The sequence below is a fragment of the Saccharopolyspora sp. NPDC045839 genome (genome assembly GCF_056431645.1).
In genome coordinates, this window is record NZ_JBWKKH010000038.1 from 20,934 (window position 1) to 34,373 (window position 13,440).

The 13,440-nt window shown below is 70.1% G+C and carries 13 protein-coding genes; 10 read left to right on the top strand and 3 right to left on the bottom strand.

Going from position 1 to position 13,440, the window contains the following annotated elements; all coding sequences use genetic code 11:
- Window positions 1-264: 264 nt before the first annotated feature.
- Complete coding sequence (locus AC07EQ_RS36140) at window positions 265-1,203, bottom strand: DMT family transporter (RefSeq protein ID WP_478392306.1); 939 nt, start codon at window positions 1,201-1,203, stop codon at window positions 265-267.
- Between AC07EQ_RS36140 and AC07EQ_RS36145 the strand changes: the two genes are divergently transcribed.
- Window positions 1,202-2,614 carry an aminotransferase-like domain-containing protein gene (locus tag AC07EQ_RS36145; protein WP_478392307.1) on the top strand — a complete coding sequence of 471 codons (1,413 nt, stop codon included), beginning with the start codon at window positions 1,202-1,204 and terminating at the stop codon, window positions 2,612-2,614. The two genes, AC07EQ_RS36140 and AC07EQ_RS36145, sit on opposite strands and share 2 nt — an antisense overlap.
- Before the next feature lie 47 nt (window positions 2,615-2,661).
- Here the strand turns inward: AC07EQ_RS36145 and AC07EQ_RS36150 are convergent, their stop codons facing one another.
- Window positions 2,662-3,810 (bottom strand): MFS transporter, encoded by a 1,149-nt coding sequence (locus tag AC07EQ_RS36150; RefSeq protein WP_478392308.1) that lies wholly within the window; start codon window positions 3,808-3,810, stop codon window positions 2,662-2,664.
- A 148-nt stretch (window positions 3,811-3,958) separates the two neighbouring features.
- On the opposite strand from AC07EQ_RS36150, the gene AC07EQ_RS36155 reads away from it, so the two are divergent.
- Together AC07EQ_RS36155 and AC07EQ_RS36160 are read left to right on the top strand one after the other, a co-directional pair.
- Window positions 3,959-4,537 carry a helix-turn-helix domain-containing protein gene (locus AC07EQ_RS36155; protein ID WP_478392309.1) on the top strand — a complete coding sequence of 193 codons (579 nt, stop codon included), beginning with the start codon at window positions 3,959-3,961 and terminating at the stop codon, window positions 4,535-4,537.
- A gap of 422 nt (window positions 4,538-4,959) precedes the next feature.
- On the top strand, window positions 4,960-5,460 hold the full coding sequence (locus AC07EQ_RS36160; RefSeq protein WP_478392310.1) for a helix-turn-helix transcriptional regulator: 501 nt from the start codon (window positions 4,960-4,962) through the stop codon (window positions 5,458-5,460).
- A 232-nt stretch (window positions 5,461-5,692) separates the two neighbouring features.
- Here AC07EQ_RS36160 and AC07EQ_RS36165 read toward each other — a convergent pair whose 3' ends face one another.
- A complete protein-coding gene (locus AC07EQ_RS36165) occupies window positions 5,693-6,616 on the bottom strand; it encodes an RNA polymerase sigma-70 factor (RefSeq protein WP_478392311.1) in 924 nt (307 codons plus the stop codon).
- Between the two features lie 201 nt (window positions 6,617-6,817).
- Here AC07EQ_RS36165 and AC07EQ_RS36170 point away from each other — a divergent pair, with 201 nt between their 5' ends.
- The 7 genes from AC07EQ_RS36170 to AC07EQ_RS36200 all read left to right on the top strand — a co-directional run bounded on the left by AC07EQ_RS36170 (window position 6,818) and on the right by AC07EQ_RS36200 (window position 12,907).
- Window positions 6,818-7,303 (top strand): carboxymuconolactone decarboxylase family protein, encoded by a 486-nt coding sequence (locus AC07EQ_RS36170; protein WP_478392312.1) that lies wholly within the window; start codon window positions 6,818-6,820, stop codon window positions 7,301-7,303.
- Window positions 7,304-7,533: 230 nt separating this feature from the next.
- On the top strand, window positions 7,534-7,680 hold the full coding sequence (locus AC07EQ_RS36175) for a hypothetical protein (protein ID WP_478392313.1): 147 nt from the start codon (window positions 7,534-7,536) through the stop codon (window positions 7,678-7,680).
- A gap of 93 nt (window positions 7,681-7,773) precedes the next feature.
- A complete protein-coding gene (locus AC07EQ_RS36180) occupies window positions 7,774-8,559 on the top strand; it encodes an MFS transporter (RefSeq protein ID WP_478392314.1) in 786 nt (261 codons plus the stop codon).
- Window positions 8,560-8,939: 380 nt separating this feature from the next.
- Window positions 8,940-9,932, top strand: coding sequence for a LysR family transcriptional regulator (locus AC07EQ_RS36185; RefSeq protein WP_478392315.1), 993 nt, complete (start codon window positions 8,940-8,942; stop codon window positions 9,930-9,932).
- A 105-nt stretch (window positions 9,933-10,037) separates the two neighbouring features.
- The gene (locus AC07EQ_RS36190; protein WP_478392316.1) at window positions 10,038-11,297 is read left to right on the top strand and encodes a beta/alpha barrel domain-containing protein; all 1,260 of its coding nucleotides are present in this window, start codon (window positions 10,038-10,040) and stop codon (window positions 11,295-11,297) included.
- A gap of 33 nt (window positions 11,298-11,330) precedes the next feature.
- Window positions 11,331-12,725 carry an MFS transporter gene (locus tag AC07EQ_RS36195; RefSeq protein ID WP_478392317.1) on the top strand — a complete coding sequence of 465 codons (1,395 nt, stop codon included), beginning with the start codon at window positions 11,331-11,333 and terminating at the stop codon, window positions 12,723-12,725.
- Between the two features lie 23 nt (window positions 12,726-12,748).
- Window positions 12,749-12,907 (top strand): hypothetical protein, encoded by a 159-nt coding sequence (locus AC07EQ_RS36200; RefSeq protein WP_478392318.1) that lies wholly within the window; start codon window positions 12,749-12,751, stop codon window positions 12,905-12,907.
- Window positions 12,908-13,440 lie beyond the last annotated feature (533 nt).

Here is a 13,440-nt window from a genome sequence, read left to right on the forward strand (position 1 = left end):
GTTAAAGAGGGGCCCCCCCCCCGTGCAGGACTTGGCCGTCTGGTGCGCGGGGCCCTTTTTTCGAGCGAAACCGGCGCCCCGCGTGAGGGCGCGGCGACGGTTTCGCGCGAAAACGCCCACCGGTGTCAGGAGCCGGGGCCCTCGGGAGAGCCGTTCGAAAACGACTTCTCGGGCAAGAGCGGCAGCGCCCCGCGTGGTGGGTGGGCTCCCAATTTTAGGCAAAATTGGAGATCCGCCTCGCGGCCGCAAGGTGACTGCCGGGCTTCAGCGCTTGGCCGTGGTCTGGCCGAGGCGGGAGCGGACGGCGACTCCGGCGCAGGCGATCACCGCGATGCCGCCGAGGACCGTGGGCCAGGTGAGCTGTTCGTGCAGGAACAGCGCGGCCCAGCTGATGGTCATCACCGGCTGGGCGAGCTGGACCTGGCTGACCTGCGCCATCGGGCCGATCGCCAGTCCTCGGTACCAGGCGAAGAAGCCGAGGAACATGCTCACCACGGCCAGGTAGGCGAACGCGGCCCATTCGGTCGCGGTGCCGCTCGGGGCCTGCTGGGCGATCGAGATGCCGGTGAGCGCGATCATCAGCGGCGCGGAGAGCACCAGCGCCCAGGACACGGTCTGCCAGGCGCCGAGTTCGCGGGCGAGGAGCCCGCCTTCCGCGTAGCCGATCGCGGCCGCGACGACGGCGCCGAACAGCAGCAGATCGGACCAGTGCAGCGCGCTGAGCCCGCCGCCCTGCAGCGCGGCGAACACGACGGCGGCGACCGCGCCCACGGCCGCCATGATCCAGAATGCCATCGGGGGCCGTTCGTGGCCGCGGATCACGGCCATCACGGCGGTCGCTGCCGGCAGGACGGCGATGACGACGGCGCCGTGGCTCGCGGGTGCGGTGGTCAGCGCGAAGGAGGTCAGCACGGGGAAGCCCACCACCACGCCGCCCGCGACGACCGCTACCCGGCCCCACTGGATGCCGCGGGGCAGGCGCTGCTTCGTGATCGCCAGCGCGGCGGCCGCGAGCAGCGCGGCGATGACGGCGCGGGCGGAGCCGATGAACAGCGGTGACATGCCGCCGCTTTCGACGGCGACGCGGGTGAACGGGACGGTGAAGGAGAACGCCGCGACCCCGAGCAGGCCCCACCAGAGCCCGGTCCCCGACCGGGATAGCACTGACGTTGCGGCGAGAGTAGCGCTATCATTGTTACTCATGTCCGACGATAGCAGTCCGGCGAGGATCGCTGCGGCCCTGAGGCAGTGGATCGCCGCGGCTCCGCCGGGGGCGAAGCTGCCGTCGACGCGTTCCCTGGTCGCCGAGCACGGAGCGAGTCCGGTCACGGTGCAGAAGGCGCTGCGCGGCCTGGCCGCGCAGGGCGTGGTGGAGAGCCGGCCGGGCGTCGGCACGTTCGTCCGTGCCGCCCGCGTCGCCCGCCCGAACGATTTCGGTTGGCAGACGGCGGCGCTCGGGGCGCCGAACCACCGGATCCCGGAGCTGCCAACGGCTTTGCAGTCCGCCCCGAACGACGTGATCGCGCTGCATTCGGGCTATCCCGAGCGCGCACTGCTGCCGGAACGCCTGGTCCGCGCGGCGTTCACCCGCGTGGCCCGCACCGACGCACTGGTCGACAGGGCGCCGACGGCGGGCCTGCCGGAACTGCAGTCGTGGTTCGCGGCCGAACTGGAGTCGGCGACCCCGGCCGGAACGACCCCGGTCGCGCCGAGCGACGTCGTGGTCATCCCGGGCAGCCAGGGCGGGCTGAGCACCGCGTTCCGCGCTCTCGTCGGGACCGGGCGACCGCTGCTCATGGAGTCGCCGACCTACTGGGGCGCGATCCTGGCCGCCGCCCAGGTCGGCGTGCAGGTCATCCCGGTGCCCAGCGGTTTCGGCGGTCCCGATCCCGACGTGCTGTCGCGCGCGTTCGAGCAGTCCGGGGCGCGCGCCTTCTACGCCCAGCCCAGCTTCGCCAGCCCGACCGGGGCGCTGTGGTCGCCGGAGCTGGCAGGCCAGGTCCTGGACACGGTGCGGCAGCACGGCGCGTTCCTCATCGAGGACGACGCGGCGCACGACTTCGGCATGACGGCCGACCCGCGCCCGGTCGCGGCGCAGGACGACGGAGGGCACGTCGTCTACATCCGCTCCCTGAGCAAGAGCGTCTCCCCGGCGGTCCGCGTCGCCGGGCTGATCGCGCGCGGCCCGGCGCGCAAGCGGATCCTCGCGGATGCGCAGGCGGAATCCATTTACGTCAGCGGTGTTCTGCAGGCGGTCGCGCTCGACGTCGTCACGCAACCCGCCTGGCGGACCCACCTGCGCCGGCTCCGCCACGAGCTGAGAACCCGCCGGGACCTGCTCGTCGAAAGCCTCCACGAGCACGCGCCCGGCGTGCAGCTGGAAGCCGTGCCGCAGGGCGGGCTGAACCTGTGGGCGCGGTTGCCGGACGCCGTAGATCTCGGCCGGGTCATCCAGGAATGCAAGTCGGCGGGCGTCATCATCGGCGCGGGCAGCGAGTGGTTCCCGGCGGAACCGACGGGGCAGTACATCCGCCTCAACTACGCGCGGCCGAACCCCGGCGCCTTCCCCGACGGGGCGCGCACGATCGGCCAGGTGCTCGCCCGCGCGGCCTAAAGTGCAGGCATGGCGGCTGACGTCGTGCCGGCCGCCATGCGCTGCGTTCAGCGGGTTTTCCGCGCCCGGTCGAGGAGGACGAGCGGGATGGCGGCCAGGGCGAGGGCCGCGCCGATCAAGCACACCGAGGTGAGAGCGGCCCCCTGCGCGAGCGAGGCGGCCGCCAGGACCGGCGTGATGCTGATGCCCAGCTGGAACGCCGACACGGTGGTGGCACCGGCGAGCGTCGGCGCATCGGCCGCGATCGCGAAGACGCGTCCGTAGAGGGCCGGGTTCAGCACGAACGCGGCGACGCCCAGCAGGAACACCGCCGGTACCACCGCCCAGACCTGCTGGATCGCGAAAACCATTGCGACGGACAGGATCACGATCGCCGATGCGCCGGTGAGCAGCGCGACGTGGGGGCGCCGATCGGAGACGCGGCCGCCGACGGACAGCCCGGCGAAGGCGCCGATCCCGAACAGCGCGAGGATGGCCGGGATCCACGCCCCGGGAACGCCGGTGGTCCCGGCGAGCATGGCGGCCAGGTAGTTGAACGTGATCATGTACGCGGCGGTGGTCAGGATCGTGATCGCGTAGATGCCCCAGAGCACCGGCTTGCGCATCGTGGCGAGCTCCCGCGACACGCTCGGCACGGCGGTCGGCTCGGCGCCCGAGGAAGCGGGGAGACCGAGCAGGCAGCCGACCATCCCGGCGGCGGTGAGGACCACCACGGCCCAGAAACCGCCGCGCCATTCGGTGAAGTGGCTCAGCAGTGTGCCCGCGGGGCCGCCGGCGACCATCGCCACGCTGAGACCGCTGACCACGACTCCGGAGGCGCGCGCGTTGCGGTCCGGTGTCACCAGGCCGATCGCGGTCACCGACGCGACGGCGAAGAAACCCGCGTAGGCGATGCCCGAGATCGCCCTGGTGACCAGCAAGATCTCGTAGTCGCCGAGCAGCCCGGCCACGATGCCGGCCGCGAAGACGCCCTGGGTGACCACCAGCGCGGTGCGGCGCGGCCAGCGCAGGCTGAGCACGGCGAACGGCGGCCCGCCGATCACGACGCCCAGCGCGAAAGCGGTGATCAGGAGCCCGGCGGAGGAGAGCGTGACGTCCAGATCGGCGGCGACCGCCGGTAGCACTCCGGCCAGCAGGAACTCCGCGCTTCCCATCGCGAACAGGCTGAAACCCAGCAGGTACACACCGGCGGGCAACCTTGCGGAGCTTCCGCTCCGCGACGTCTTCCTCATCGAATCCACAGTCGTGTCCACTCGGACCACCTCCACCGGGAGGATCGGGCGGTCTTCGCGGTTTCAGCAAACAACGTTGCCGATTCCGGGACGGATCTGGTCCGCTGCCCGCATGGACGGCAACCCGAGCGTCGGCGCCGTGATCGAGCAGATCGCGCCGCGGCTGAGGCGCGTCCGCGAGAAGAAGGGCGTCAGCCTGGCCGATCTCGCGCGAGCCACCGGCATCTCGACGAGCACCCTCTCGCGACTGGAATCGGCGCAGCGCAAGCCGAGCTTAGAACTCCTCCTGCCGATCACGGTGGCGCTCGGCGTCCCCCTCGACGAGATCGTCTCCGCGCCCCGGATGCTCGATCCGCGCGTGCCGCAGCAGCCCGCGAAGACGGGCGGCCGGGTGCTGATCCCGTTGTCGCGGCACCAGGGGGAACCGCGCGCGTACAAGATGACGATCCCCGCGCACGACGAAGAGCCCCACCTGCGCGCTCACCAGGGCTTCGAGTGGCTTTACGTGCTGCGCGGGCGGCTGCGCGTGAAGCTGGGGGACCACGATTTCGTCATGGGGGCCGGCGAAGCGGCCGAGTTCGACTGCCGGATCCCGCACTGGTTCGGCGCCGCCGGACGCGGCGACGTCGAGGTGCTCAGCCTCTTCGGCAAGCAGGGCGAGCGCATCCACCTCCGCACCTCGCGGCGCTGATCGCGCGGCGGCGGGAAGCTGCCGCCCCCGGGCGTCACGGGGTCCAGACCATCGTCTGCTGGTGGAGCCGCCTGCCGTCGTGCCTGATGCCGGGGGCCTGCGGCGTCGGGCCGTGCTTGGCGAAGCCCATGCGTTCGAAGAACCGGACCGCGAGGCTGTTCTCGCACAGGGGTAGACGGCGGCCTCGGATTCCTCGTGCCCCCACAACGAGGCGGACCGAGCTCCCTCGCCCGCGCGCCCGAACAGTTCGCGCAACTCGGCGCGGTCGGCCTCCGCGAAGGAGCGTATCTCCACCACGGCAACGACATTACCCATTCGCCCGGTGCTGCGGCCGCGACTTCGGGAGCCAGGACGGGCGGAATGACGCCGCGAGCGGCGCTGATCGTTTCGTCGCGACGGACCCGTTCCCCGCCGACGTCGACGTGCTCGTGTTCGCCGCGGACCGGGTGACCCTGGATGTCCTCGCCAGCATGAGCAAGGCGGCCGCCGAATCGGACGTGCCCGCGGTGCTGGTGGCCAGGCAGCTGGATCGTCCGGTGCTGCTGCGGGTGGTCGAGTGCCGCGTCGTCGCGGTGCTGCACCGCGATGCGGCCACGAGTGAGCGGCTCGTCGACGCGATCCGCGTCGCGTCCCAGGGAGGTGGCGTGCTGCCGGCCAACCTGCTGGGTGAGTTGCTGCGGCAGGTGGATAACCTCAACCGCGAGGTCCTGGAGCCGCGCGGCGTGAACTCCGCCGGTTTCACGTCCCGGGAGATCGACGTGCTGCGGCTGCTCTCGGAAGGCTGGGACACCGAGGAGATCGGCAAGGAGCTCTGCTATTCGGAGCGCACGGTGAAGAACGTCATCTACGCGATGACGAGCCGGCTGAACCTGCGCAACCGGCCGCAGCTGGTGGCCTACGGCGTGCGGATCGGCCTCATCTGACCGCCCGCTGATCCTCGTGACGCCCCGTTCCCATCGGGAGCGGGGCGTCCGCCTGTTCCCGGCAAGGGATGCGGCGTGCACGCCACCCGATCCATTGAGGACACTTCGATGCCGATCTCGCCGACATCCGGCGCGCTACCCGAAAGGCCTTGCCGGCGAACGGAGTGCAGTCGATCGTCCGCATCACTGCTCTTTCCGGAGGACGACGAAATCCGCTGATCCGCCGCCGGATTCAGCGGCGCAAGGCGGTTTCCCGCGCCATGTGCGACAGCTTCTCGGGATTGCGCACGGCGTAGAGCCCGGCGATGAGACCGTCCTCGATGCGTACCGCCAGAACCGTGTCGAGTTCGCCCTCGTGCCGCAGGAGCAGCGCCGGGTGGCCGTTGACCTGTGCCGGACGCAGCGACGCCGCGGCGATCTTGCCCAGTACCTGTGCCACGGCTTCGGCCCCCACGAAGGGGGCCAGCGCGGCCTGCACGACCCCGCCGCCGTCGGTCAGCAGCACGACATCCGGCGCGAGGATGTCGAGCAGGCGTTGCAGATCGCCCGTCTCGACCGCCCGCTGGAACGCCGTGAGCGCGTCCTGCGCCTGCGCCGGGGAAACGGCCCCGCGCGGGCGGCGTGCGGCGACGTGAGCCCGCGCCCGGTGCGCGATCTGGCGGACCGCGGCCGGGCTCTTGCCGACGGCCTCCGCGATCTCGTCGTAGGCCAGGTCGAACACCTCGCGCAGCACGAACACCGCCCGCTCGGTCGGCGCGAGCGTCTCCAGCACCAGCAGCATCGCCATCGAGACGCTGTCGGCCAGCTCGACGTCCTCGGCCACGTCGGGCGCGGTGAGCAGCGGCTCGGGCAGCCAGGGGCCGACGTAGGACTCCTTGCGGCGGCCGAGCGAGCGCAGCCGGCTCAGCGCCTGGCGCGTGGCGATCCGGACCAGGAAGGCGCGCTGGTCCCGCACCACGTCGAGATCGACGTCCACCCACCGCAACCAGGTCTCCTGCAGGACGTCCTCCGCGTCGGCGGCCGAGCCGAGCAGCTCGTAGGCGACGGTGAACAGCAGGTTGCGGTGGGCGACGAAACCCTCGGTGGCGGCGCCCATGCGGTCGCCGCGCGCGAGCGGCCCGGCCGTGTCCGTGGTCGGCTCGCTGCGCTCGTTCATCGCCGGCTCCTGTCTGCTCGTCCTCGACCCTGTCACACGAACAAGGCGTCGGCCCCGGCCGCTTTGTGACACCCGTGCTCGGTGTCGTGCGTCACACTGCCCGCGTTGTCACAAGGCGCGGGTCGCCGGCATCTCCATGGTCGTCAAGACGCCGCGCGAACGATCCGCGCGGCACGCCACTGCACGAGCGAGGACGAAGCCATGGAACCCCGCATCAACCTGATGACCAACAAGATCGGCGCCAAGATCAGCAAGCGGATCTACAACGTCGGCCTGGCGATCCAGGAGTCGTCGCTGCCCAAGGCCCTCCAGGAGTTGGTGGAACTGCGCGCCAGCCAGATCAACGGCTGCGGTTGGTGCGCCGACGTCCACACCAAGGAGGCCGCGGCCGCCGGTGAGACCCCGGTCCGGCTCAACCTGGTCGCCGCCTGGCGCGAGTCCACCGTGTTCACCGAGGCCGAGCGGGCCGCGCTGGCGCTCGCCGAAGAGGGCACCCGGCTGGCCGACGCCCACGGCGGAGTGTCGGACGAGACCTGGGCCCAGGTGTGCGAGCACTACGACGAGGACCAGGCCGCCGCACTGGTCTCCCTGGTCGCCATGATCAACGCCGCCAACCGGCTCGGCGTGATCACGCGCATGCGGGGAGGCTCCTACGACCCCGGCATGTTCGCCGGCCTGTCGAGCTGACCGGCGGGCGAGCCCGGCCCGGATCGTCCGATCCGGGCCGGGCTCACCGGTATTCCATTGTGGACTGGCGTTGTCGGCCGCGGAAGTCGTTGTGCTCGGCGGCGTGAACCCGCGGTGGGCCCGATCGACGTGGAATTGACAGGTGATCGAACTGCAACGACGCGTACATCGCCGTCGAGGCGGGGCCGGTCTTGTCGCGGCACCCCCATCCGCCCAGCGCGGAGTGCGAGGTGGGGCGCAACATGCAGGCCCTGCTGGAGGCGGAGTTCCGGGACGCGGAGCGGGCGATGGAGGAACGGCTCGGCCGGACCACCATCGCCGACCTGGCCCGGAAGGTGCTGGCCTGCGAGCGTGAGGTCGCACTGCGGAACAGCTGACCGGGAAACGGTGGAGGAGAGTTCCTCCGCCGTTCTTTTTATCCAAACTGCAACCGTGATGGTTGCGGTAAATTTCCTGGAGGAGTGCGCCGAATGGCATCCACGTCGACCGAGCCGGGACGAACCGGCACCGGACGGGCCCTGCTGGCAGTGCTCATGCCGGCGATCCTCGTCACGGTCACCGCGAGCGACATGGTCAACCTCATGCTCCCGTCGATCGGCGCGGAGTTCGGGGCGTCCGAAGCGGAACTGGCCTGGGTCGTCACGGGATTCCTGCTGATGTTCTCGGTCGGCATCCCGATCTACGGCCGCCTCTCCGACCGGCTGGGCCTGCGGAGCCTCTTCGCCTTCGCCCTGGTGACCTACGCGGTCGGGAGCTTGGTCTGCGCCCCGGCCGGGGTCGCCGTCGCCGTCCTCTCGCCGCTGATCGGCCGCCTCGCCGACCGCATCGGCACGCGGCCCCTGGTGCTGGCCGGGCTCGCGACGATCGGGGTGTTCGCCCTGTTCCTCTCGAGCGCCACGGGAGGCGCGTCGGTGATCCCCGCCGGGATCGGCATCCTCGGGCTCAGCGTCGGCTTCATCTTCGTGATCACGCCGATCATCAGCGCCGCGGCGAGCGCGCTGCCGGGCGACCAGGTGGGCGTCGGTCTCGGAATCCTCCAGGGCGCGCAGTTCCTCGGCGCCGGCACCGGCCCGGCCCTGTTCGGCGTGCTGGTCGCCGCGAGGCTGCAGAGCGGCAGCAACGCCATCAACCCCTTCTACGGCGGCCAGGCCGGGGCTGCCTACTCCGATGCGTTCCTGGCGATGGCCGTGGTCGTCGTCCTCGCGTTGATCGTCGCCTTCCGGATGCGTCCCGCGGCAACGCCGGGAGACAGCTGAAACGTCCGCACAACGCCGCCCGGGCGACGGAGGCACAGATCGGCGGGTGCGGTCCGGTGCCGGGCTCAAGCGTTTTCATCGAAATGATCCGATTTTCTACCTGAATGTCGTAACGGGTCGGAAGATCATCGGGGGCCGAACGTTTTCCATTGCTTGGAAAGTGTGAATCCGCGCACTATCCGGCAAAATATGCTAACGGTTCGGAACTGCGTTGATCGCCGGTTTCGCGGCCGCCGTCCAGTCGCGCCGGATGCTCTATTCGGCGGATGCGGAACGGCCACCGTCGCGCTTCGGCTGCAATATCGGGAGCATCGGACCGGTGCGGTAATCTTCTCCGCTGGGGTTTATTTCACGGCCAGCTCTGGGAAAGGTGCCGAAGCATGTCCGAGTTGTGGGATGAGACGCAGAGGTTAACCAACCCGCTGATTTCCCGGAACCTGGTCTACTTCATCGCGCTGGCCGACGAGCTGCATTTCGGCCGGGCCGCTGAGCGGCTGTTCGTCACGCAGTCGGCGCTCTCCCAGGGCATCCGCTCCATGGAGCGCCTCCTCGGCGCGGAGCTGTTCGTCCGGAGCAGGCGGGGGGTTCGCCTCACCGACTCCGGGAAGATCCTGCTGGGCGAGGCGACCTGCATCCTCCGGCGGTCCGAGCGGATAGCCCGGACGATCCGGGAGGTGGCGGGCGGGAGCTCCGGCCGGATCCGCGTGCTGTACAGCAGGTCCGGTGTCCACTTGGGACAGCGGCGGCTCGTCGAGGAGTTCCGCGGCGAACACCCCGAGGTCGACGTGGTGACGATCGCGGGGTGGGCATCGCACAACGTCGCCGAGCTCCGCTCGCGCAAGGCCGACGTGGCCTTCGTGCGCACCCCTCCCGGTCTCCCGGACATCGACTGCCGGGTCATCGGGGAGGAGGAGCTCGTGGCCGTCCTCCCCGCCGGTTCGCCGCTGGCCGCCCGCGACCGCGTGACGCGGGAGGAGTTCCGGGCGCAGCCGGTCGTGATGTGGCAGCGGGAGAGCGGCCCGGAGTTCTACGACCGCGTCGTCGAACAGATCTGGGGGGACTACGTGCCCGAGATCACTTCCGTCGAGCCCGATTACGCCAACGTGATCGACGCGGTCTGCTCGGGCTCGGGAGTCGCGGTGCTGGACCGCTCGCTGGCCGAGCGCGCCGCGTCCGGCGGCGCCGTCTGCAGGCCCTTCGCCGGCCGGTGCCCGACCGGCGAGATCTCCCTGGCCTGGTTGAACAGCGACAGCAGCCCGCTGATCCGCCGGTTCGTCGAATTCGTCGCCGCCGAGGCGGGCCGGCACGGGCTCGCGGAGCCGGTGGAGCTGTCCGCCGCCCTCGGACGGCAGGCGCGGAACAATCGGTTCTGATCAGACCATTAGAAAGTTTAATTAGAGGTCGGAACGGGCGCGATGTAATGTCGCCTGCGGTCAACGGTGACCGCCTACTCCAACCACCTGAAAGGGATCGGCTTCATGCTGTCGTTTCCGGAGGGACATCAGCCGCGTTACAACGACTTTTCAATTCGCGCGATCTCGGATGAAACGCTTCGCGAAGGTGGCGAGCGTGCTCCGTACGGCGCCGACGATTCGCGCAAGCTGCGGTTGATCGAGGCGGTCACGAACGCCGGCGTCACCGACATCGACGTCGGTTCGGGGATCACCGAGGCGGCGTTCGTGCGCAACGTGCTGGACGCGAAGTACTTGATGGGCAGGATTCCGGAGCGGACGGAATTCTCGTTCAACCTGACCTTGAAGACGTGGGAACCGCTGTGCGAACAGCTGGAGCGCAACATTCCGCGCGAGTACCTCAAGGAGATGTACGTCAGCATCGGCATGATCGAGATCGACAGCGAGAACAAGCTGTTCGAACGGGTCGCCGAGCGGCTGCGCTCCATCGGCGTGGGGCGGCTGCGGTCCAGCCTGCTCAACGCCTTCTCCGGCACCGTTGACGAGGACAAGTACGCCCACCTCAACGACCAGATCGAGCGCTGCCGGCAGCAGGGGATCTCGCTGGTCCGGATCAACGACTCCGTCGGCACCCTGCTCCCGGACGCGACCGCGATCCTGGCGGCCAACCTGGTGCACGACAACCCGGACTTCAACTTCTACCTGCACGGGCACAACGACCGCGGCATCGGCACGGCGAACTCGCTGGTGTCGGTCTTCCACGGCTTCCAGATGATCGAGGGCGGCGTCGCCGGCGTCGGGAACCGGGCCGGGCTCGCCGAGCTGGAGTCGATCGCCGCCGTCTTCGCCGAGCGCAACATCACCGTCGAGGCCGCGGAGCTGGACATCGAGAAGCTCTCCGCCGCCGCTCGGCTCTCCGAGGAGGTCTTCCTGGCCGCCCCGGACCCGTACCGGGCGGTGAGCGGTTTCCTGGTGGAGAACGAGAACGCGGGCATCGTGAACGTGCCGGACTACCTCGGCGTGTCCCGGCCGGTGGACTACTTCCTCAACCGGATCGGCCTGTTCCCGGTCTACATCAAGCAGATCCTCGCCGAGGCCGGCGCGGATCAGGTCATGCTCAAGGACGACGAGCTGATCCAGCAGATCTACGTCCGCCTCGCCGAGCAGATGGACGAGCTGTACCAGCAGAAGCGCGTCGAGTACGACCGGCTCGCGGCGCAGATCAAGGCGTTCTACGCGGACATGGTGCGGCTGAACGACGTTCAGACCACCGCGCTGGAGGTCATCCGCGAGCGCGCCGACCGCGCCACCGTGGTCGGCGTCTGAAGCGGCGCGGCCGGAACGGATTGAACTCTCCTGATGAACGAAAGTTATGCGTCCCGGCTGACGGCCGCCGGTGTGGTGGCCGTCAGCATCGGGAACTTCCTCGTCGCCTTCGACGCGTCCTCGGTGAACGTGGCGTTGCCCAGCATCACCGCGTCCCTGCAGGCGTCGCCGGCCGAACAGCAGTGGTTCCTCGACGCCTACACGATTCCGCTGTGCGTCTTCCTGCTGACGGCGGGCGTCGCCGGTGACCGCTTCGGCGTCGCCCGCGTGTACCGGGTGTCGACGGCCGTGTTCGCCGTCGCCTCCCTGCTGTGCGCGCTGCCGATGTCGGGCTGGCAGCTGATCGCCGCGCGCGTGCTCCAGGGCGCCAGCGCGAGCTTCATGCTCCCGATGACGCTGTCCATCCTCACCAAGGGCATCCCCGACCTGACCCGGCGCGCCCGCGCCATCGGCGGTTGGGGCGTGGTCGGCGGCGTGGCCATCGCGACCTCACCGCTGGCCGGTGGCCTGATCACCCAGTTCGTGGGCTGGCGGTGGCTGTTCCTGGTCAACATCCCGGTGTGCGCGTTCGCGCTGGTGCTGATCCGCGGTTTCCGCGACCCGGTGGCCGCTCCCGAGCGCCGCTTCACCGTCGTGCCGCAGCTGCTGTTCTGCCTCGCCCTGACGTTCCTCGCCGGTTCGTTGATCGAGGGCGCGCACTCGTCGTTCACCAACCCCGTGGTGGTGGCCGCGCTGGTCGGTTTCGCCGTGGCCCTGGGCGCGCTCGCGCTGACCCAGGCGAAGGCCACGACGCCGCTGGTGCCGCGCGCGCTGTTCACCCACCGCCCGTACCTGCTGGTCATCCTCTCCGGTGGCCTCTACCAGATCGGGTCCTACGGTTCGCTGCTGGTCCTGGCCCTCTTCCTGCAGCAGGAGCACGGGCTGACCGCCGAGCAGGCGGGCTACGCCGCACTGCCGTGCTGCGTGGCGTGGTTGTGCGGGAACCTGCTGGCGAGCCGGGTCACGCCCGGGGTCCGGCGCCGGATCATCCTGACCGCCACGCTGATCGGTGGGGTGGGCGGTGCGTCGGTCGCAGTGCTGTCGGTGACCGGATCGCTGGGCGCGACGCTGGCGGCGACCGCGCTGATCGGTGTGCCGTCGGGACTGCTGGCGTCCTTGCTCAGCGCCGAGGCGATGCACCTGTGCCCGCCGGAGATCTCCGGTGCCGCGTCCGGCCTGCTGAACACCAGCAGGCAGGTGGGCATGACGATCGCCATCGCGGTGCTCGGCGGTCTCGGGTTCGCCTACCAGCTCCTCGTCCCGATGTTGGTCGTGGCGGGCGCGTTCCTGCTCGTCGGCGTCAGCTGCCTGTCGGCCTTCGCGCTGCGCGGGGACCACGGGCGGGCGGATGTGCCGAAGCAGCCGGTCACGGCCGACGGATCCCGGTGAGATAGCCAGCGGAGGGAATGCCGGTGTTGACTTCTGTCGCGGGGGCGGTGGCCGCGGCATGGGTCCTGGCCGGCCTGGTCGTCGCCGCGGGCCGGTACCGGCACCGGCTCGCGCGGGCGTACCGCCGCGCGGAGTCGCGGTGCGGCCAGTGGTACGAGCTGCGGTCGAAAAGCTGGTTCTGAAGCGGGAATTCACACGTGGGCGGGATGGCTCCCGACCCGCACGACGGTGCTCTTCCTCGACGGCCGGGCGAGGAGGAGCACCGGTGCGCCCGCCGGTCGCCCGATCGTGGGCCATGACCGGCATCGAGGACTAGAAGCCACGGCTGTTGGTTCGGCATGTGGGGATTCCGTGCCGACCAGGCCTTGGCGTACGTCAGGGGCCGTCTTCTTTGGACTGTCAGTGGTCATGCTGGGAGCTGAAAGGAGCCGACGAGGCACAGGATTCGGGGTGCCGGACGTTCACTTGATCGACGCGCACGGTGTTGGCCGCATGGCGTTCTCGGCAGGTGATGGCCATAGCCGCACCGGCTCCAAGCGTCGTTGCACGAAACCACGCTCGCCGACGACGAGCCGGTCACCGCTCCGTTGGCGACGCTCGGGTTGGTGGAGACCGCCTGGAACGCGAGGCGCCGTTTTCGCGCGAAAACAGCGCCCCCCCCCAAGAGGAGGAGGCAATTTTGCGGGAAACCGCTCAACCCCTCCCCCCTAGGCGC

Bases quoted from the DNA above. Each gene is read 5' to 3' on its own strand.
- AC07EQ_RS36145 (WP_478392307.1), top strand. From the start codon at position 1,202: ATGTCCGACGATAGCAGTCCGGCGAGGATCGCTGCGGCCCTGAGGCAG.
- AC07EQ_RS36140 (WP_478392306.1), bottom strand. From the start codon at position 1,203: ATGAGTAACAATGATAGCGCTACTCTCGCCGCAACGTCAGTGCTATCC.
- AC07EQ_RS36155 (WP_478392309.1), top strand. From the start codon at position 3,959: ATGGACGGCAACCCGAGCGTCGGCGCCGTGATCGAGCAGATCGCGCCG.
- AC07EQ_RS36165 (WP_478392311.1), bottom strand. From the start codon at position 6,616: ATGAACGAGCGCAGCGAGCCGACCACGGACACGGCCGGGCCGCTCGCG.
- AC07EQ_RS36170 (WP_478392312.1), top strand. From the start codon at position 6,818: ATGGAACCCCGCATCAACCTGATGACCAACAAGATCGGCGCCAAGATC.
- AC07EQ_RS36180 (WP_478392314.1), top strand. From the start codon at position 7,774: ATGGCATCCACGTCGACCGAGCCGGGACGAACCGGCACCGGACGGGCC.
- AC07EQ_RS36185 (WP_478392315.1), top strand. From the start codon at position 8,940: ATGTCCGAGTTGTGGGATGAGACGCAGAGGTTAACCAACCCGCTGATT.
- AC07EQ_RS36190 (WP_478392316.1), top strand. From the start codon at position 10,038: ATGCTGTCGTTTCCGGAGGGACATCAGCCGCGTTACAACGACTTTTCA.
- AC07EQ_RS36195 (WP_478392317.1), top strand. From the start codon at position 11,331: ATGAACGAAAGTTATGCGTCCCGGCTGACGGCCGCCGGTGTGGTGGCC.